Origin of the sequence: Bacillus sp. GC_Bacil_1 (genome assembly GCF_026540675.1) — a bacterium.
Classification (GTDB): domain Bacteria; phylum Bacillota; class Bacilli; order Bacillales; family Bacillaceae_G; genus Bacillus_A; species Bacillus_A cereus.
In genome coordinates this window covers 98,604-121,368 of record NZ_JALNUG010000008.1, presented here as the reverse complement: position 1 = coordinate 121,368, position 22,765 = coordinate 98,604, and the positions used below count along the sequence as shown (strand labels likewise).

Genomic DNA, 22,765 nt, shown 5'->3' with positions numbered 1-22,765 from the left:
GGTAGCTAAATCAGTTTGATTTTTATGGGAGAATAACGAGCTGATCAAAGCTTTTTAATGAATTCAATTTCATTATCTAATAATAATGGACGAGTTAAGTGGGAAGAGTTTTCTTCAACCTGAGTAGAATTTTTTGCACCAGGAATAGCAACTGAAACAGCAGGGTGACTTAAAACATAACGTAAAGCAACTTGCGCTAAACTTCGATTTGATCGTACAAGTGAACATAATTTCTCTACTTTGTTTAAGCTATCTTTAAACCACTGTTCTTTTGGCCAATCTTTTCTTAAATCATCGTCTGGAAATTGAGTTTCATGATTAAATTTCCCAGTTAAAATTCCCATCTTAAGTGGACCTCTTATCACAGCACCTAAATTATGTTTTTCAATATAAGGAAGGATGTCTTTTTCAGGTTCTTTATTTAAAATACTATAATCAAATTGCACAACATCTAAATCATTATCTTGATTAAAATGTTTGATATAATCTAAATCATTAGTAGAAACACCAACGGCTCTCACTTTTCCAGATTTTTTTAAGGTTTGGAAAGCTTGTAGAAAGGCTTCTGTTTCTTCAGGTTTATCCCACCAAATATGACAAAAGTAAACATCTATATAATCCGTTTTTAGCCGTAGTAAACTAGCCTCAAATGCATCAATGATCTTTTGAGGATCTCCATAAACAGCTGGTTGATTTGGGTCATAATGATGACCAATTAATCCACCTTTTGTAGAAAGAATGATATCCTGTCTGCGATTATTTATAGCTTTTGCAACTAGTGTTTCACTATGACCTAATCCATAAACATCAGCAGTGTCAATAAAATTGACCCCTAGGTCAATTGCTTTCTCAATTGCATCAATGGATTCATTATCTTTTACTGCACCCCATTCATCTCCACCAATTGCCCAAGAACCGAATCCTATCTCTGAAACTATTAATCCCGTGTTACCTAATAATCTATATTCCATTATGTACGGACTCCTCCTTTACAGTTTATGTTATTAGAAGTATATATAGTGACCAGTTGGAATATTCTTGAATTTGTTTTCGGAGAATAAATTAGGCAATTTACTTTAATAAATATATGCAAGAATACTGTATAAAAAGAAATTAGAATTATTAGTGAAATGGTTTTTTATGCTTAAATTGAATAAAAGTATGAATTGATACAGTATAAATATGAGTTTTATTCATAATTTTAATAACTATGCAATAAGTGAAATAAATGTTGAATTTAGTCGTAAAATATAGATTTACAAATTGCAGAATATGTACATATAGTTGTAACTGTAAATATTATCCGTTTTTAAATATTTATAAAAGGAGAAATTCATATGAAAGAAATACAAAAGAAATATGAAATTGTAGAGGAATTGGATGTAACAGTAGGCCAAGAAGCATTATGGATAGCTCATCAAATGGAAATAGAAAAAGGAATGAACAATGAACCGATTATAATAAAGTTAAAAGGAAATCTTCAAATAGAGGTTTTAAAGAAAACGCTTACTACGATAGTGCAATCACATCCTGCGCTACGTACAATATTTAAGAAGAGGGATGAAAAAATAAAACAATTAATTCAAAAGAATGTAGAATTTGATATACCAATTAAGGATTTAACAGCTTTTAAAAACACAGAACAAAAATCTATTTTAAAAAATTTCTTAGAATCTATAGTGAATGAGAAATTTAGTTTAGAAGAGGGGCCTTTGTTTAAATTCCACATAATTAAACTCAGTGAAGATACATTTATTTTATATTTAATGTTTCATCACATTATTTACGATGGATGGAGTTTAGGAGTTTTCATCCGACAATTATCCAATACGTATGGTGAATTACTTCAAGGGAAGTCGAATGTAGAATTTGAATCTCCTTATAAGAACCTCGTAAAGCATGAGGAGAGTTTTATTGATAGTGCAATATATAAAGAGGGATCATCGTATTGGAAAGATTATTTACAAGGTGAATTAACTCCTACAGAGTTTCCTATTGATTTTGATAAAATGAATGAAAAAAGATATACAGATAAAAATATAAGTAAGAATATTAATTCGGATTTATTTTATCAAATACAATGTTTTGCTAAAAAAAATAATATAAGTATTTATCGAGTAATGTTAAGTACTTATTGTACCTTACTTCATCAAATGACAAATGCTGAAGAGATAATCGTTGGTATTCCAATTAATACTAGACCATATACAGAAGAACGAAATACTTTTGGTTACTTTGTTAATACATTACCTATACGTATAACAATAGAAAAGGGAGAGACATTTAAGGGGATACTTAATAAAGTTAATAAATCTATTCATCTAGCTATTACGTATAAACATAATTCTTACTCACATATAGTAAAAGATTTAAATCTAAATACAAATCATAATATGGTATATTCCACATCATTTAATACGATGAAGATACCGGAATTAAAAATTCCTGATATTGAGTCAACAGTTTTAACAGATTGTAAAAGAGTAAATCCTTTTAATATGACTTGGAGAATAATGCGATATGAAGGGGAAACAGAGAATAAAATTGAGGTTGACTATAACTCAGCATTATATAAACCAGAGAGTATTAGTGATTTAGTCGAAAGGTATATATATTTGTTACAAAAATTAATGAAGAATGTGAATGAACCTATTCATTCATTGGATTTGCTTTTAGAAAAAGATCATTGTCTATACAAAGAGATGAACTCAAATGCTCTTACATATCCTAATTTAAAAACATTAGATCAATTAATCGATCTACAAGCATTAAAATCGCCAAATCAAATAGCGATTTCAATGGGTGACAAATCCATTACCTATTATGAATTACAGCAAAGGTCCAATCAAATTGTGAATTATTTACGTGAAAATGATTTGAAAAAAGGACAACGTGTAAGTATTACAATGGAGAGAGAGATTGATACCATTGTATGGATTCTAGGCATCTTAAAATCAGGTGGAGTTTATGTACCAATTGATCCAAAGTTTCCTGAAAAAAGAATAGAATACATCTTAAAAGATAGCGAAAGTCAAATGATTATTACGAAGAAAGAATATAGGGGATTGGTTGAACGGTTTTCGATTCATACAATTTATCTAGAAGATTTTCATTACGCTAATTCTATAGAAAATATTGCGTCTACACATACCATAGAAGATGCAGCTTATATTATCTACACGTCAGGTTCAACAGGTTTGCCAAAAGGAGTCGTTGTACCACATAAAGGTGTAGTTAATTTATCATATTCAGTAATCAATACATTTCATTTAGGAAAAGAAGATGTGTTTTTACAATTTGCAACGATCATTTTTGACGCCTCCATTATGGAAATATTTCCGATTTTGCTATGTGGAGGAAGAATGCATTTAATTTCTGAAATCGAAAAACGTTCAGCAGAGGAATTTATAAATGTAAGTCAAAAGTATGGTATTACAAATGTGGTTTTACCAACTGCGTTTTTTAAATTAATAGCTGATATGCCAAAAGAAATGTTACTTAAATTAAATTCTGTAAAGCGTTTATTTGTGGGAGGGGAAACCTTACCTGCTGAATCAGTTCGTAAATGGCAAAGTAAATTAGGGTTAAAGATTCCAGTTCTTAATGCATATGGTCCTACTGAAACTACTGTATGTGCAACCATGTATGAAGTAAATGGTGAGATACAAAAAGAAATTTCTAATATCCCAATAGGTAAGCCAATTGCTAATAGTGAAGTTTTCGTGGTTAGTCCGTTCAATACATTATGTCCGTCAGGTGTAGTAGGTGAGTTATTTATTGGCGGTGATGGAGTTGCAAACGGATATTTAAATCAAAAGGAAAAAACAGAAGGGGCGTTTATTTCTCTCGATAAATCCTATAATCGTTATAAAAAGATGTATTGTACTGGGGATTTAGTCCGTCTTTTAGCAAATGGAAATTTAGAATTTATCGGAAGGAAAGATAACCAAGTAAAAATACGTGGGTACCGAATTGAGCCTGATGAAATCGAAGGAACATTATTTAAACATCCAGAAGTGAGGGATGCTGTAGTAGTCACTTATCAAAACGACAAAATCGTTTGTTTTTATTTATCTAAAGACAATACAGAATTAAAACAAGAGGCATTAAAAACATTCTTAAGTGAAAGTTTACCAGATTTTATGATGCCAAATTATATATTTCACCTTGAAAGTTTTCCTGTATCACCAAGCGGGAAACTAGATAGAAAAAAATTAGAATTACAAATCCCATCTTTACTTGAAAACATGCAGAAGCAATATGTTCCACCGATAAGTGAAACAGAAAAAAGATTGGCAAAAACATGGGCAGAGATTTTAAATTTAGGGAAATATAGAATCGGCAGAGATGATGACTTTTTTAAACTTGGGGGACATTCATTGATTGCTGTGCAAGTGTTAAATCAAATTCAAAAAGAGTTTCATCTAAAAATTGAAATTAGAGATATTTTTGAGCATACAACGATTGCTAGTCTATCTGCTTACATCGATAAATTAATGGCAGTAAATCATGATAGGGAAGAACAGGAGATGCAAGTATTAAAAGTTGAAGATAAGGAAAGTTATCAGTTATCAAGTGCTCAAAAAAGAATCTGGTTTTTAAATAAGTATAACGCCATTAATAGAGTATATGATACACCACTACACATATATATTGAGCCGAGTTTAAATAAGGATATTTTACAAGACTCCATAAGATTTTTAGTTGAACGACACGAGATGCTACGAACAGTGTTTATTGAAAGAAATGGAGAGCCTAGACAAGTCATTTTAAACTCAATAGCGATTGACCTGATTCACGATGAGATTGAACATATGTCTAAAAAAGAACAACAAGAATATATACGTACAACAATAAATCAAACGGATCATACACCATTTGATTTAGAAAAGGGCCCTGTTTTTAGGATTAGAATTTTTAATCTGAATAAGAAAAAGTCTTATTTATATATTAATTTACATCACATTATTACAGATGAGTGGAGTGTAAGGAATTTATTAGATGAATTAATGAAGGTATATAGTGCCTTTGCTAAACGTAGGAATCCTGAGTTGCCAACTATTTCTAATCGATATGTAGATTATGCAGAGTGGGAACAGGTGCAGTTAAATTTAGGTCGATGGGATACAGAAAAATCTTATTGGATGGCCGAACTTGCAGCACCTCTTCCTATATTAAATCTTCCTTTAGATTTTAGTAGGAATCGTCAAAGTACAAATAAAGGTACAGTATTTGAAATGAAGTTAGATAATGAAATGAAAGAGTCTTTGAAACAAGTATGTGAACAAGAGAATATTTCTATGTATATGCTATTTTTAGCAGCGTATATTCAATTGTTACATTATCTAACGGATCAAAAAGATATTATTGTAGGTACACCGGTTGTTGGAAGGAATCATCAAGAATTTGAAAAAATACAAGGATTTTTTGTAAATACCTTAGCGATCAGAACACAATTGAATGATGTGAAAAATTTAACACAGCTATTACAAGTAGTGAGAGAGAAATGTTTGAATTCATTCCAAAACCAATCGTACCCATTTGATAAAGTAATTGAGCAAATAAATCCTGATAGAAGCTTTGGGAATAACCCGATCTTTTCTACTATGTTTAGTTATCAGAAAGATATTCTGCAGCAACATGATGCGTATAAGCTTCAGTTGTTACCTAATAAACAAGATATTAGTAAGTTTGACATTTCTTTAGCTGTTGAAGAAGGATTGGATTATGTAGGGATTTCATTTGAGTATGATATTAATCTTTTCAAGGAAGAGTCAATTAACAGGTTTACTCAAAACTTACTTAATATACTGGACGCCTTTATTCATCAACGAACAGTAACATATGAAAATCTTTCATTCCTATCACAGGAAGAAGAATCTTTATATAAAAAGGTAAATCATACAGAAAGACCATATCCTTATTTTCAAAATATACAGGAGCAATTCTATATGCAAGTAGATAGACAACCCGAACGGATTGCTATAGCGACTGTAACGGAATCTTTGACATATAGACAATTAAATATGAGCTCTAATCAAGTAGCTCAACATTTACTCGAAAAAGGTATAAAAAGAGGTGATAAGGTAGCCATATTTTTAGATAGAAGTATGAATAGTATCGTTTCTATGCTTGGAATATTAAAAGCCGGTGCTGCCTATATACCAATTGATGTAAAATACCCTGAGGATAGAATAAATTATATAGTTCGTGACAGTGAGGCATGTAGAATTATAACGAGTAACAAATTTAAAAGTCATTTGAATGTAAGTGATTATAAGGTTTCAATAATAGAGGATATATATCGTACGACTATAAATGATGATGTGAAAATTTTAAATAAACCAGATGACTTGGCCTATGTAATTTATACTTCAGGCTCAACAGGAAAACCAAAAGGTACATTATTAACGCATAAAGGAGTATTAAATTTAGTTGAGTGGAGAAATGAAGTATTTCAGATCTCTCCAAATGATAAAGTAACACAGTTTTATTCCCATAGTTTTGATTCTTCAGTATCAGAAATTTTTTCTACCCTGTTAAATGGGGCGGAACTATATTTATTAAGTGATGAACAGCGCTATTCAACTGTCGAATATGCTCAAGCCATTCAAGAAACTCAAGCAACTATATCTGACTTACCAACAGTATTTTTCAATGAATTATCAACTTCATTAACTAAACTGGATAGCGAAAAGATACGTTCTTTAAGATTTATAATAATGGGAGGGGAAGCTGCATCAACAAATGCCATTAGAAGTTGGCAAAATACTTTTAAAAACCAAGTACAGCTGGTAAATGAGTATGGCCCTACTGAAGCAACCGTTTCAGCAATGTATTATTTCATACCAGTTTTAGAAGGCGAAAATAACCTTTTAGGAAGCGTACCGATTGGTATACCAATTTCTAATACAAAGGTTCATATATTAAATTCATATATGCAATATTGTCCGGTAGGGTGCATGGGTGAATTATATATTGAAAGTCTAGGATTGGCCCAAGGGTATTGGAAGCAGGAAGAGAAAACAAAACAGGCATTTATTTCAAACCCATTTTTAGAAGACAATAGTAAAAGATTATATCGAACAGGTGATTTAGTAAGGTGGTTACCAAATGGAAATATAGAATTTATGGGGAGAAAAGATAAGCAGGTTAAAATTAGAGGGCACAGAATTGAATTAGGTGAAATAGAAGATGCAATGTTACAACTTGAGGGGATAAGTCAGGCTGTAGTAACACAAACGGAAGGTGGAATGTTACTGCAAGCTTATTATAAAACAGTGGCCGGTATAGGGATAGAGAAGAATAAGTTAGCGATACATTTATCAAATGTATTGCCAGAATATATGGTTCCTAAATATTACTCTCATGTGTTAGAAATACCGATAACGGCTAACGGTAAAATTGATTTTGAAAAGCTGCCAAAAATAGAGTTTGGTCATGAGCAAAAAGATGAGTGTAAACTTAAACCTCAAACTAAAGTGCAAAAAGACATTGCAAAGGTATGGTCTGAAGTTCTAAACGTAAAATCTATAGGTTTAAAAGATGATTTCTTTAATTTGGGTGGACATTCTTTAAAAGTTATGCCGGCATTAGTCAAATTAAAACCGTTATACCCTAACTTGAAAATTCAAGATTTCTTTAAGTATAGAACAATAGAAAAATTAGCCTCTCATATTGAAGAGATGGAAGATATGTCGTTTAAGAAAGAGAAAAATATGAATGTAGCATGTATGGAAAATGAAACGAAAACGACTCCTGTTTATGAAACAACTAAATTAGAAAAATGTGAATTAGAAATGGTGAATTATCCAAAAACAGTTTTCCTTACAGGGGCAACAGGATATTTAGGAGCACATATTTTAGAACGATTATTACAGTTACCATCTACGACTATTTACTGTTTAGTAAGAAAAAATGAGGATCAAGTAATTAGTGCAAAGTTAAAAGAAAGAATGGAGTTTTATTTCGGTAAAGAAATTCTCCAAAAGTTGAAGGAGAGAGTAGAATTAATTGAAGGAGATTTATCTCTGATGAATCTAGGTCTAGATTCAAAGCAATTGGATCATTTAAAGAAAAACGTAGAATCAATCATACATTGTGGTGGAGAAGTTAGACACTATGGAGAACGTGAGCATTTCCAAAAGGTAAATGTTCAGTCTACAAAATACTTATTGGAATTAGCTAAGAACACAAATGTGCGTTTTCATTATATATCGACTTTAAGTGTAGTAGGTCAGGCTGAAAGCGATCCAAAAGAATTTGAATTCTTTGAGTCTGATTTTGATAGAGGGCAAAATTTAGATAATCTGTACCTAGAAAGTAAGTTTCAAGGCGAGAAAATGGTCAGAGAAGCAATGGAAAAAGGAGTTCGTGCCACGATATACCGTGTGGGGAATTTAGTGGGTAACTCTAAAACAGGTAAATTTCAATACAATATTAATGAAAACGCATTTTATAGATTATTAAAAGGGATATGCCTATCTAGCATAGCTCCTGACGTCAATACGTATGTAGATTTAACGCCTATAGATTATGGAAGCTTAGCTATTACTGAATTATCTTATAAGGATAATACAGTAAATAAAACCATGCATATTTGTAATCCAAATCAGCTTAAATGGGACCAATTTATTAATAGTTTACAAGCTTTTGGATACGATATCCTGTTAATGAAACAAGAGAAGTATATAGAGAAGTTTTTTAATACGAATCTAACTACTGATGAACAGAAAGCTTTAGAGCTCATAATGCCTTTATTAGAATCTGTAGAAGAGCTATCAGTAGCTATACCATCTTGTTTATACACGCAAGGATATTTGAAGAATATACACTGTGTAGAGCCAAATCAAGAGTATATCAATTTGTTATTAAATTATGCTATGAGTATAGAGTATTTACCATTAATTAAAGAACCAATACTGTTGTAGTATACTCTATCTATTTTGAGCAAAAGGGAAGAAGGGTTTCACTTCGAAACTTTTTATTTAAAAATCTTAATTATTTGAGTACAAAAAATAAAAGATTGTATAGCGAAGAAGTAATAATGAAAAAGAACCTGTTTTCCATGGAAAATAGGTTCTTTTTTGGGGTAAAGATAACTTAGGGGTACGGAAAAGATTCCTTCCCAATATGATTGGGATCGCACTATAGAGAATATATAAATATAAAATTATACATATTTATATTGAATATTTTTAATGACTTTAAAATCTAATATATAATTAAAAAGTTTTTAATGAATTGATAAGGAGATGCGAGTATGAAGAAAATCATAGGACTTATAGTATCATTATTTTTATTATTCTCTACCTATGCACCAACATTTACAGCAGCAGCTGAAGTTTTAAATAAAGTAGGTTGGGTGAAGGAAAATGAGAATTGGTACTATTATCAAAAAGATGGAAGTAAGCAAATAGATAACATTACTTTAGGTGGAATAGAGTATTCCTTTTTTAAAGATGGGAGGCTATTCCAAGGGAGAAAACAGGTAGGAAAAGACGATTTATATTATAGTGAGCCTGGTAAATTAAAGACTGGATGGAGTTTTTCTGCAACTTCATGGAGCTATTTAAAAGATGGGAAGTATGTAACAGGAACATTTACCTATCAAGGAAAACCATTTGAAATTAATAAGTACGGGGATATGGAAAAAGGATGGGGATGTCTTAGAGGTCATTTCAAAGCAGGGGTTATGGTATCAGGTTAAATATCAAGGAGAAGTCGGTTATGTTCGGATATTTGAATCTGTTGTAATTGGTGAATCACCAGTTCGTTCATGGGATGTAACAAAGGAAGCTACGAATTTGTCTCATTTTATGATAACGGAGTATCATAAAGATCCTGAAAAATACTTTCCACCCAATATTCAAAAGAAATTTGATAAACAACTAGATAGTGATTTAGCTCTTCTTGCGAATGGGTTAAAATGGATTGATCAATTAAAAGAAGCACTTTATTTAGACAATAAACAAGGATGGGTACAAGAAGAAGGAAAATGGACGTATTATAAAAAAGATGGGCAAATAATAACAGGTTTCCAATCAATTGATGGAAAACGTTATTATTTTGGTACCGATGGTTTTATGCAAACCGGATGGGTACATACAAATGGATACGATTATTATTTGGGAACCGATGGCGTGGTGCAAACTGGAATCCAACATATTGACGGAAAAACTTATTACTTTGGCCCGTTAGGTCCTGTACAATCTGGATTTACACATGTTGATGGGAAACCGTATTATTTTGATGCTTCTCATGAATCAAGAAATGGTTGGATGAAGCAAGAGTTTAATTGGTATTTGTTACAGCCTTCAGGTGCATTACAAACAGGAGATTTTACATATAAAGATAAGAAATTCTCCTTTAATCAAGATGGAGAAATGGTTAAAGGATGGGTTACATTAGAATCCCTTGTTAAAAAAGTATATCCTGAGCCAGATTTAAGAAAAGCATTACGTGCAAAACGTGTAAATAAGGGTGAAGTGATAGAAGTAACTGGGAAAGTCGGTTCTTGGTATGAGGTTAATTATCAAGGAGAAAAAGGATACGTACGTATTTATGATGCTATTATCTTTGATCAGGAAGCTAAAAGTCCAGATGCTCATATTCCATATAAAAAGTAAGAATTGAGGTCGAAAATGAACGTACAGAGAATACAAGCAGAATTTGAAAAGTTACACTATTGTGATGCATGGGTTACTAAATTAGTATGCGACTATTTTGGTGATGAGGTACACCTAACTTATAAGGATGAAAATGAAGACGTAGATTTTCAATTTAGTGGTTGCTATAGAATAGATTTCAAACATACCATGGGATATGTAAAAGAAAAGCCAATAAAAACATTTACATATGAACAGTTACCATATTTTCTTCATGATATTGAAATAAGTGAAGTAGAAAAAGAGGGCTTGAAATTATATACCTGTAATATAATTATGCCTCCTATGGAATTAGAAATATGGTGTAAGGATATAAAAATTGAAAGATAAGTATTTGCAAAAGAAAAAATGCTAAGTAAATGCTATATTGTTGTAAAATAATTAAACGGACCTTAGATAAACATAAAACTGTGGAAATATTTAATTCCTGCGGTTTATATTATATCAATTTGATTTTCTTTCATATTGATTCTTTATATCTCAACTCGTTTCTGTATCTCTGCAATATTATGAATTTCTTTTTAAACGCTATGCTTGGTATTATCAAGCATTTGATGTGGGGATAGGTGAAACGGTTGAATTTTAAGTTTAAAGATAAAAATAAATAAGGGGAATATGTTATGAAAGTAACTTGTTTATATAATACCGGAAATGCCCTATCTAAGATAACAGAGGAAACATTTAATTTAACCATTGAAAAAGAGTATATTGTTTATGGAATATATAAATTACAAAGTGGTGAGTTAACATATTTAATCTTAGGAGAACGTGAAAATATACCATCATGGTATCCAGCAGAATTATTTAAAATATCTGATGCGTTACAACCTTTAGAATGGTATTGTGCAGAACACAAACAGGTTAACGATACAACTATAGATTATATATGGGGATATAAAGAGTTAGCCTTGGATGATACACATGCTCTGGGGTTAATAGAAAGAGAAAATAAAGATATGGAACTATTTTTAAAGCGTAAAGCTGAGATTGACGAATTTGAGGAATTGTATAAATAAATTAAATTTATTTATGAAAAACGTAGGAATTAAATATTCCTACGTTTTTTGTTTATAACATGTAAATACCTGATTTTTACAAAGGTTAAAGGATCAAATGGAAAATTTTTAATTTATCCTGCATAAGCAGAATCGTTTCTGTAATTCTACTTAATAGAATACTCCCCTGTATAGCATCATTATCGGGTCCTGATTCCATGAGATTGAAGTTAAGATATATTGAAAAGATCTTATTGAGATTTCTTGTCAATTTCTCATAAGTTTTCAGTTTATTCGGAAATTTAGTGGTTTTAATTTTACAGTTCAGTGAAATAGTGGGTTTGAAGATAATATAAAGTGTCTGTAAGACAATAGTTATGGGTATAAGATAAAAAATTGTATGTGCATATCAAAACATAACGGAAAATCAACAACATGAACGGAAGGGTAAACAGGATTGTAGTATATGTAATTCCTCTGGAATGGATTCACTTATAGATCCTCATCTAAACTAAAAAATTTCGCATATAACTTCATTTATGTTTAAAGTTTAAAAGCTCACCATAGATGATTTATAGAGAATACAATTATAAATACAAGAAAATCTAATTTAAAATTGAAAATTCGTTCTATTTTGGTTAGATATGGAATAAATGAATTTTATTTCTCAATATTCACTGTATGTCACTTTTTTGTTTTTTTCTATATGATATTGGAAAAAGTATGCTTAATTTCATAACATAAAACCCCTACAAAATTATTACTCTACAAATTAATTTCTTAAATAAAACTTCTTGTGAATATGTTACTAACTACATAAAGTGTAATATTAACAGAATTATTACCAAAGTATTAGGTTTTTAGAATAAAAATGAGTGCTCAAAATATCATTGAAATCCAGGAATAGAAATTGTAATTAAATTTTTTTGTTTTCTGTCAGGTATGTAAATCACTTTAGCTACTTTATGGGTAATTTCATGTGTTTTTTCTTTTGCTTAAGTTTATGAAATAGGAGTATTAGCGCTAAATATTGTAGCTAAGAGTATGTAAAGCATAGAAAATCCGAATTAAACAAAATAGGAGGAAAGTGAAAATGAAGCATCAAGATGATAGTAAAACTGGTTTGGAAATAGCGATTATTGGAATGGCAGGTAAATTTCCAGGTGCAAATGAAATAAACCAATTCTGGGATAACCTAAAAAATGGTGTTGATTCAATTTCTACATTTACTGAAGACGAGTTAATTAAAGAAGGTGTTAATTTAGATGTTTTACAACATCCTAATTTTGTGAAAGCAAAAGGGTATTTGGAGGAAGTAGAATATTTTGATGAATCCTTTTTTGCTTATACACCTAGAGAAGCGAAAATAATGGATCCTCAGATCCGTATGTTACAGGAAACAACATGGGAAGCATTAGAGATGGCAGGCTATAATCCATTTGATTATGAAGGATTAATAGGGTTATACGTAGGAGCATCTACTAATTTTAATTGGATGAAGCACACGCCATTATTAAACAGTGATAGTGTGGTTGAGTTTTCAGAGGCGGGTACTCTTTCCTATAAAGATGCAATTTCAACGCTTACATCCTATAAGTTGGGACTTAAGGGACCGAGTTTTACATTGTATACAGCTTGTTCTACATCCCTTTTGAGCATTCATCTTGCATGTAGATCATTGTTAACTGGAGAATGCTCTATTGCAGCTGCAGGTGGAGTATCTATAACGTATCCTAAAAAGAATGGTTATAAATATCATGAAGGAATGACAAGTTCACCTGATGGCAAAGTGCGTACTTTTGATGCAGAAGCCCAGGGTGCAGTTTTTAGTGATGGTGTAGGTATGGTAATACTAAAGAGATTAGAAGATGCGATTGCTGATGGAGATACGATATATGGTGTAATTAAAGGATCAGCGGCAAATAATGATGGAGGTCGAAAAGTAGGCTATACTGCTCCGAGTGTTGAGGGACAGGCTGAAGTAATACAAGCAGCACATAGTTTTGCTGAAGTTGATCCTTCTACTATTAGTTATGTAGAAACGCATGGGACAGCAACGCCATTAGGCGACTCTATTGAAGTAGAGGCTCTAAAGAGAGCGTTTCAAGATGTGGACAAGAAATCGTTTTGTGCAATTGGTTCTGTAAAGAGTAATGTAGGTCATTTAGATACAGCTGCAGGGGTAACGGGACTTATAAAGACAGTTTTATCTATGAGACATAAACAACTCCCGCCAACTTTAAATGTGAAGCGCCCTAACTCGAAAATTGATTTTATAGATAGCCCATTTTATATCAATACTGATTTGGTGAATTGGCAAAGTGAAGATAATAATCTTCTTCGAGCAGGTGTGAGTGCTTTCGGATATGGTGGAACTAACGTTCATATTGTATTAGAAGAAGCGCCTAAAGTTAAAAGTTCTGCCTCTACTAGAGAGAAAAAGTTAATGGTTCTTTCTGCTAGATCAAAAGAAGCTTTAAATAATGCTACAGTAAATATGGTTCAATATCTGAAATCTAATAAAGATGTTGAATTAGCAGATGTAGCATACACATTGCAAACTGGCCGTCGACCATTTCCATATAGAAGAGCGGTCTTATGTAAGGATATAGATAGCGCCATAGACAATTTAAAAACAGTTAAAGATTTTCACGTAAAAACGCAAGAAAATCCAGATTTGGTATTTGTGTTACCTAGCGAATACTCATCAATTATTGAGAATGTAAAAGAACTATACCAAAAGGAACCATTATTCTTACAAGTATTTGAGCGTAATATGACTGATGCCCAAATGTATACTGGAAAAGCATTGAAAGAAGCATTCTTTAAAGGAACAGATGATAGCTTGGTTGAAGATTTAACCTTCTTCGTCTGCTTGCAATCGATTATTGATGTATTAATTGAATGTGATGTACGTCCTTATAACATTATTGGTACAGGCTTAGCTGGAATGGTTTCAGATATTTATAATAAATCTCTTAAGCCAGAAGATGTTCTGAATCAATTAGTTGAGAACTATACAGAATGGACGCATGGAGAAAAAGTAGAACTTCTAACACAAGTTAAGGATGTAGATCCTAATTCTGTGATTGTACATATTGGAGAGTTGTTAAATTCTGAAATTAATAATAATCAGATTATTTTACAAAACGACTTGTTAGAGGTATTGGGACAAGCGTGGGAGTTAGGGGTAGAAATTAATTGGAGTAAACTGTATGAAGAGGAATATAGATTACGTATTGCCTTACCAACTTATCCTTTTGAGAAAAAACGATATTGGATAGATCCAGCTGAACAGCAAAATATAACTAATAGTGAAGAAACATCGATAAAGAAACGTTCTAATATAGCTGAGTGGTTCTATACTCCAGGTTGGATGGAAAAAGAAATTGTAGATGTAACTAAAGAATCTACTAAAAGTTGGTTGTTATTTTTAGACAATGAGCATATAGGCTTAGCTCTTAAAGAAAAGCTTGAAAGAGATGGACATCGTGTTATAACAGTCGGTCTGGGTTCTTCATATAAAAAGATTAGTTTAAATGAATTTACAATATGCCCTACTGAACAAGAAGATTATTATCAGTTATTTAATGAGCTACAAAAACAAGAGTGTTTACCAGAGGAGATTATTCACCTATGGAATGTGGATAATAAGGATTTAGGTATCGAGACCTTAGATACTGGATTCTATTCATTAATATCACTTGCAAAGACAATTAGTAAATTTAATTTACTTTATCCTATCAATATAAATGTTATGACGAATAATATGCAAAAGGTAGTAGGAGACGAGTCTGTTATTGCAGAAAAATCTACTCTTTTGGCTCCTATAAAAGTATTTCCGCAAGAGTATCCAAATATTAGATGCCGTAGTGTAGATTTTATGTTGTCTGATAATGAAGAAGCATTAATATCAAACTTATATTCTGAAATTCAAACGGACATTATTGACACTGTAATAGCAATTCGAAATAACACTCGTTACATTCGAATCTATGAGCCTATACCTGATGAAAAAGTAAGTGAAATGCTAGTAATAAATGAAAATGAATTAGCTTCAAAAATTCCGAATATTCGAACGGAAGGGGTTTATTTAATTACTGGTGGAATGGGAGGAGTAGGCCTTAAATTAGCAGAATATTTGGCGCGTACAGTAAAGGCTAAACTAATATTAGTTAGTAGAACAGCTCTTCCTGATCGTGAAGAATGGGATCAGATTCTTCACGATCAGATTGAAAACGAACAATTATGTCAACGTATTAACCATATTCAGAAGTTGGAGTCATTGGGAGCAAAAGTAATGACAGCTGTTGCAGATGTTGCTGATGAAGAGCAGATGAGAAACGTGATTCATCAGGCCGAGGCTAATTTTGGTCACATAAATGGGGTAATTCATGCAGCAGGTGTCTTACGTGTTAAATCAGCTCAGTGTCCAATGGAAAAGATAAGTAGGATTGAATGTGAAGAGCAATTTCTTCCTAAAGTACATGGTGTGCTAGTTCTTGATAAGTTATTGAGTAATTATGATCTTGATTTTTGTTATCTTGTTTCATCACTTTCACCTATTTTGGGTGGATTAGGTTTTGTGGCCTATTCAGCAGCAAACCTTTACTTAGATAGTTTTTCAGACAAAGTGAGTAATACATCTAATAATCGATGGACCAGTATTAACTGGGGAGATTGGCAGTATACGGGAGCTCAACAGGTTAATAAAATATTCAATGCTCAAAGTATAGAAGCACTTGAAATGACATCTGAGGAAGGACAAAAAACATTCCAATGTGTGCTTGGTTTAAGTGGTTTAAATCAGGTAATTATTTCTTCAGGAGATTTAAATAAACGTTTTGATCAATGGATTAATCTGAATTCTCGTAAACGAATTTCTGAATTGGAAACTCAAACGAAAATGAGAGATAAGTTCAGAACTCAAGATGAAGTAGAGGAAATAATTATAGGAATTTGGAAAGAGTTTTACAGTGTTGATACTGTAAATGTAAATGAAAATTTCTTTGATCTTGGTGCAACTTCACTTCATATAATTCAAATTCATGAGAGATTAATTAATAGATTAGAAAAACAGATTTCAATTGGAGTTATGTTTGAGTATCCAAGTATTCGTTCTTTAGCGAGATACTTAAGTGGAGATAAGCAAAAGAATCAAGTTAAACATACAAAACGTTTTAATCGAAAAACGAAAGAAGATAACGATATTGCAATTATAGGAATAGATGGACGTTTTCCTGGAGCACAGAATGTAAATGAATTCTGGAATAATATAAAGTCTGGTACAGAGTCTATTCAATTTTTTACAGATGAAGAGTTAATTGAATCTGGTGTGAATCCTATGGAAGTAAAAAGCCCTAATTATGTTAAAGCGAAAGGGTATTTGGAGGGTACTGATAATTTTGATGCTCCATTCTTTGATTATACACCTCAAGATGCATCATTAATGGATCCACAACTACGAGTATTCCATGAATGTGCGTGGTCTGCCCTTGAACATGCTGGATATAATATTGAGACCTACCCGGGCCTAATTGGTGTATATAGTGGGGCATCTCCTAACTTATATTGGCAAGTGTTATCTACTCTATCAGAGGCAAATGAACCAGCTGGGCAATTTTTAATTTCATTACTTAACGACAAAGACTCGCTTAGTACTCAAATTTCTTACAAATTTAACCTTAAAGGACCAAGTATGAATATCTTTACGGGATGTTCAACATCATTGGTGGCTATTCATAATGCAAGCCAAGCATTATTACAGGGGCATTGTGATATTGCTATAGCTGGGGGTATTACATTAACTCAACCTGAAAAAGCAGGTTATACCTACCAAGAAGGAATGCTGTTTTCTTCAGATGGCCATTGTCGTCCTTTTGATGAAAATGCAAATGGAATGCTTTTTGGAGACGGTGTTGGGATTGTTGTTCTGAAGCCTTTACAGGAAGCTATAAATGATGGGGATACTATACACGCAGTAATAAAAGGAACGGCGATTAATAATGATGGGAATCGGAAAATTGGTTACACTGCGCCTAGTGTAGAGGGTCAAGTAGAAGTTATTAAAATGGCGCAACATGAAGCAAATGTAGAACCTGAGTCCATTTCCTATATTGAAACACACGGAACTGCTACTAAACTAGGAGATACCATTGAGATCAAGGCGCTTAGTGAAGTGTTTAACTCTAATGAAAAACAATCTGTACCAATTGGATCTGTTAAAGCAAATGTGGGCCATCTAAATGCAGCGTCCGGTGTTGCGGGACTAATTAAAACAGTCTTTGCGATGAAAGATCAGGTTCTTCCGCCAAGTGTGAATTTTACAAAACCAAACACGCAAATTGGATTTGAAAACACACCTTTTTATGTAAATCAACAATTAAATGAGTGGAAAGAGGATAATAAACCATTACGTGCAGGTGTTAGTTCATTTGGTATTGGTGGTACAAATGCACATATTATTTTGGAGGAGGCACCAAAACTTGAAGCAACCTCAAATAGTAGACCATACCAGATGTTAATGATTTCGGCAAAATCGAAAGATGCTTTGGATCGTATGACTTTGAATTTAGGAAATTACCTTGAACAGAATCCTCATGTGAATTTGGCAGACGCTAGTTATACATTGCAAATTGGACGTAAGGAATTCAAGCATAGGAGAGCTTTAGTTTGTTCCAGTACCCAAGAGGGAATTGAACAATTAAACCAGCCAGAAGGAAGAAGAGTACAATATGCAAATGTAAAAGAGGAACATCCTAAAATTAACTTCCTGTTTTCTGGGAACGGATCGCAATATGTAAACATGGGGTTAGAATTATACGAACAAGAGGCAATTTTCCGTGAAGCTATGGATGAATGCTTTGCAATCCTTCAATCTGTTACGAATGTAAACATGAAAGAAGTGTTATACCCAACTTCTTTCAGTATTGATGAGGCAACGGAAAAATTGAAAAGAATGGAATTTAGTCAACCAATTCTTTTCGCGTTTGAATACGCAGTTGCGAAACTATTAATGGGTTGGGGAATTAAACCTGAAGCAATGATTGGATATTCTTTTGGTGAATATGTAGCTGCTTGTTTAGCAGAAGTATTTACTTTGGAAGATGCATTTAAATTAGTTGTAAAAAGAGGTCAGCTAATGAGTAGTCTTCCTGCTGGGGTAATGCTTAGCGTTCCACTTCCAGAAGAGGAATTAATTCATTTAATTAATTCTTTTGAAAAAGAATATCAACATACCATTTCTTTAGCAGTAGTTAATGGTCCAGCTTGTATAGTTTCTGGGACAGAAGAAGCAATTGTAGATTTTGAAAATGAATTAAAGAAAAAGCGTTTAATGTGTATGCGAGTAACGATTGAAGGAGCAGCACATTCACACGAACTGGATTCAATTCTGGACGAGTATGCTTCCTATGTGAGTACATTAACACTCAGGGAACCTAAAATACCTTATTTGTCAAACTTGACTGGTACTTGGATACGATCTGAAGAAGCAACAAACCCAGTTTATTGGGTAAAACATATGCGTGGAACTGTTCGATTCTCTGATGGAATTCAAGAATTGAATAGGGATAATACAAGTCTATTCATAGAGATTGGTCCTGGAAATGACCTTAGTAGGCTTACTAGTCGCCTCTTAGATTATGAAAATGGTAATGAAAGAATATTTAATACGATTCGATCTGTTCAACAAGATGTATCAGATATGTATTTCTTATTTAGCCACATCACTCGAATGTGGGTAACAGGTATTTCTATAGATTGGGAACAATTTTATAAAGATGAGAAGAGAAGACGTATCCCATTACCAATGTATTCTTTCAATAAAATATCTTATAAATTACAAGGTAATCCGTATGATCTAGGTCAAAAGCTTAATAGTAAGCAATCTAAAATTAGTAAGAATAACAATATTTCTGAATGGTTCTATACGCCGCAATGGAAAAGTTCTACATTGTTTGAACCAAACCATGATGTGAATGAGACATGGATTGTTTTTGTAGATCAAGAAGGGTTAGGTAATGAAATAGTTAAGGACTTATTAAATAAAGGACAGAGAGTAATTACAGTAGAACCTGGATTAAGTTTTAATAAGGAGAATAACAATCACTTCATTATAAATCCTGAAGAACGTACAGATTACGTTAAGTTATTGGATGAAGTACAAGAAATATGTGGTTTACCTACAAGAATAGTTCATATGTGGGGAATTACGGATGAGGAAAGACAAGCCTCAATTGAATATGTAAATTGTAAACAGAACTTAGGATTCTATTCAATTTTTTACTTAACTCAGGCACTAGGAGACAAGAATATCTCTGATTCAATCTCAATTCGAATTATTACAAATGGTGTTCAACAAGTGATTGGTGATGAAGAATTAATTCCAGAAAAATCAACTGTACTTGGAACGTCATTAGTTGTTCCGCAAGAGTATTCTTATCTTTCTTGTTCAAGTGTTGATGTTGTTTTACCTCTAAACAAAGAATGGAAGAGTAGGTTAATAAATCAATTAGTAGAGGAATGTCTTTCAAATACGAATGATAAGATGATTGCTTATCGAGGAAATAAAAGATTTGTTCAAACTTACGAGCCTTTACAACTAGAACAGCCAGCTAAAGAGAAACTGCCTTTACGAAAAAATGGAATTTACCTTATTACAGGAGGACTCGGAGGTATTGGCACAATCCTTGCGAAACACTTGGCTCAAACTGTACAAGCCAACTTAGTTCTTCTTACACGTACAGGTCTGCCAAATCGTGATGAGTGGGATATGCATTTGAAGGAAAATACGATGTATTCGGACAGAATTCGTAAAGTTTTAGAGATAGAAGAAACGGGATCTAAAGTTTATGTACTTGCTGCTGATGTTACAGATCAATCACAACTATACGAAGCAATTCATAAGGCAGAACAAAAATTTGGAAAGATTAATGGTGTAATTCATGGTGCAGGTATTCTTGGTGGAAAGACTTTTAATTTGATTCAGGAACTTGAAAAAGAGGACTGTGAGGAACAATTTTCTGCAAAAATTTATGGTCTTCTCAATTTAGAAGAGTGCTTACGAAATAAAGATTTAGATTTTTGTGTTCTAATGTCTTCAATTTCAGCGGTCTTAGGTGGATTAGGTTATGTATCATATGCTGCTTCAAATATATACATGGATGTTTTTGCACAATATATAAATCGTTATTCCAACCTGCCTTGGATAAGTGTCAATTGGAGTGATTGGAAATACTGGGAAGATGAAGAAAAAGATATGCAGATAGGTGCAAGTGTACATGAATTATCTATGACACCTGAAGAAGGAGTTCAGGCCTTTAATATAGCACTGTCATGGAAACAAGGGGAAGTACTGATTCATTCTCCAGGGGAACTGCAAGCGCGTATTGATCAATGGGTGTTATTAAATTCTTTCAATGATGAGAAGGAAGAAGAATTAGATTCTACGTTATACCATTCTAGACCACAACTCTTGACTGAATATGTAGCACCTCGTAATGAGGTAGAAGAAAAGCTTTCAAAAATTTGGAGAAATATATTTAAAGTTTCAGAAGTTGGTGTTCATGATGATCTTCTGGAACTTGGTGGAGATTCACTTAAGGCTATTACTATTGTTTCAAAAATTCATAAAGAGTTTAATGTTGAAGTTCCTATTAAAGAACTCTTTACTCTATCAAATATTGAGAAACTAGCAAATTATATTTCAAGGGCAGATAAGAGTGAATTTGATGTTATTGTTCCAGCTGAACCTAAATCTCATTATCAGCTTTCTTCAGCTCAGAAGAGATTTTATGTATTACACCGATTGTATCCAGAAAGTACAGCTTATAATGATACTTCCGTTATTCTTTTGAATGGAAAATTAAACATTGAACGTTTAGAAAAGGCGTTCACTCAATTAATTAAGCGTCATGAGATATTTAGAACTACTATTGAAATGAAAAATGATAAACCGGTACAAATTATTCATGATCATGCTGATTTCCATATTACTCAAATTGAGGGCTTTGAATCTGAAGTGGAACAAATAATTAATGAGTTTATTTGCCCATTTAATTTTAATAATGCTCCATATTTCCGTGTAGGGTTAATTAGATTGGAAGAACAAAAACATATTTTAATTATTGATTTACATCATATAGTAACAGATGGAGTTTCCTATGATATTTTCGTTAGAGATCTATTTGCGCTTTACTCTGGAGAGAAATTACCAAGCTTAAAAATACAGTATAAGGATTACTCAGAATGGCAGCAGAGTGAAAAAGAAAAAGAAATTGCTCTCAAACATGAACAGTATTGGCTAGAGAAATTTAAAGATGGTGTACCTGTCTTGAATATGCCTACTGATTATACAAGACCTGAAATATTAGATCTGAAAGGTAGTAAAATATCCTTTACTGTTGATTCAAATGTTACCAAGAAAATTAAGCTTTTATTAGCAAAAGAAGAAACTACATTATATACGCTAATGCTCTCTGTATATAATATTTTGCTAGGTAAATATACTGGCCAAGAGGATGTTGTTATTGGTTCACCAATTACTGGTCGCCCACATGCGGATTTACAAGATATTATAGGAGTATTTGTAAACATGTTAGGGATAAGGAACTATCCAAGAGCTGAACAAAGGTTTACTCAATTCCTATTTGAAGTAAAAGAACAGGTCTTACAAGCATTTGAACATCAAAAATGTCAATATGAGGACCTGGTTAATCAATTAGGACTTCAAGGAACGTATAATAGGAACCCGCTTTTCGATGTTTCATTTGTTATGCAAAATATGGATGAAGATCATATGTTTATCGATGGTTTAGAACTAAAGACATATGATCACGACTTTAAGCGCGCGCAAATGGATTTATTGCTAAGAGTGGTTGAATTGGAAGATAAAATTGAACTGACTATGGAATATGCAACCTCTTTATATACTAGGGACACGGTTCAAAAGTTATGTGAGCGTTATGTTGAGATTTTTGAACAAATTGTAGATCATCCTGAAATTTTATTAAAAGATATTTCATTTAAACAAGAAATTCAAGAACTGCAACCAGTTAAGGTATCAGTAGATTTTGGGGATTTTAACTTTTAATTGATTATTGT

Annotated in this window: 5 protein-coding genes and 1 pseudogene; 5 read left to right on the top strand and 1 reads right to left on the bottom strand. The window is 32.4% G+C overall.

The window, feature by feature from the left end; all coding sequences use genetic code 11:
• Nucleotides 1-44: 44 nt before the first annotated feature.
• Entirely contained in the window at nucleotides 45-971 is a 927-nt protein-coding gene (locus OXT04_RS14235; RefSeq protein ID WP_098854594.1) for an aldo/keto reductase, read from the bottom strand.
• Between the two features lie 366 nt (nucleotides 972-1,337).
• On the opposite strand from OXT04_RS14235, the gene OXT04_RS14230 reads away from it, so the two are divergent.
• From OXT04_RS14230 to OXT04_RS14210, 5 genes and pseudogenes are all read left to right on the top strand, one after another.
• The gene (locus tag OXT04_RS14230; RefSeq protein ID WP_267415420.1) at nucleotides 1,338-8,930 is read left to right on the top strand and encodes a non-ribosomal peptide synthetase; all 7,593 of its coding nucleotides are present in this window, start codon (nucleotides 1,338-1,340) and stop codon (nucleotides 8,928-8,930) included.
• A gap of 332 nt (nucleotides 8,931-9,262) precedes the next feature.
• Nucleotides 9,263-10,601 (top strand): annotated as a pseudogene (locus tag OXT04_RS14225) (N-acetylmuramoyl-L-alanine amidase family protein); the annotation flags it as partial.
• Between the two features lie 42 nt (nucleotides 10,602-10,643).
• Complete coding sequence (locus OXT04_RS14220; protein ID WP_267415418.1) at nucleotides 10,644-10,997, top strand: hypothetical protein; 354 nt, start codon at nucleotides 10,644-10,646, stop codon at nucleotides 10,995-10,997.
• A gap of 290 nt (nucleotides 10,998-11,287) precedes the next feature.
• Nucleotides 11,288-11,683 (top strand): hypothetical protein, encoded by a 396-nt coding sequence (locus tag OXT04_RS14215; RefSeq protein ID WP_267415416.1) that lies wholly within the window; start codon nucleotides 11,288-11,290, stop codon nucleotides 11,681-11,683.
• A 1,072-nt stretch (nucleotides 11,684-12,755) separates the two neighbouring features.
• Nucleotides 12,756-22,754, top strand: a complete 9,999-nt coding sequence (locus OXT04_RS14210) for a type I polyketide synthase (protein ID WP_267415414.1) — start codon at nucleotides 12,756-12,758, stop codon at nucleotides 22,752-22,754.
• The last annotated feature ends 11 nt before the right edge of the window (nucleotides 22,755-22,765 follow it).

Excerpts from the sequence above, each read along its gene's own strand:
- OXT04_RS14235 (WP_098854594.1), bottom strand. The coding sequence starts at position 971 with ATGGAATATAGATTATTAGGTAACACGGGATTAATAGTTTCAGAGATA.
- OXT04_RS14230 (WP_267415420.1), top strand. The coding sequence starts at position 1,338 with ATGAAAGAAATACAAAAGAAATATGAAATTGTAGAGGAATTGGATGTA.
- OXT04_RS14220 (WP_267415418.1), top strand. The coding sequence starts at position 10,644 with ATGAACGTACAGAGAATACAAGCAGAATTTGAAAAGTTACACTATTGT.
- OXT04_RS14215 (WP_267415416.1), top strand. The coding sequence starts at position 11,288 with ATGAAAGTAACTTGTTTATATAATACCGGAAATGCCCTATCTAAGATA.
- OXT04_RS14210 (WP_267415414.1), top strand. The coding sequence starts at position 12,756 with ATGAAGCATCAAGATGATAGTAAAACTGGTTTGGAAATAGCGATTATT.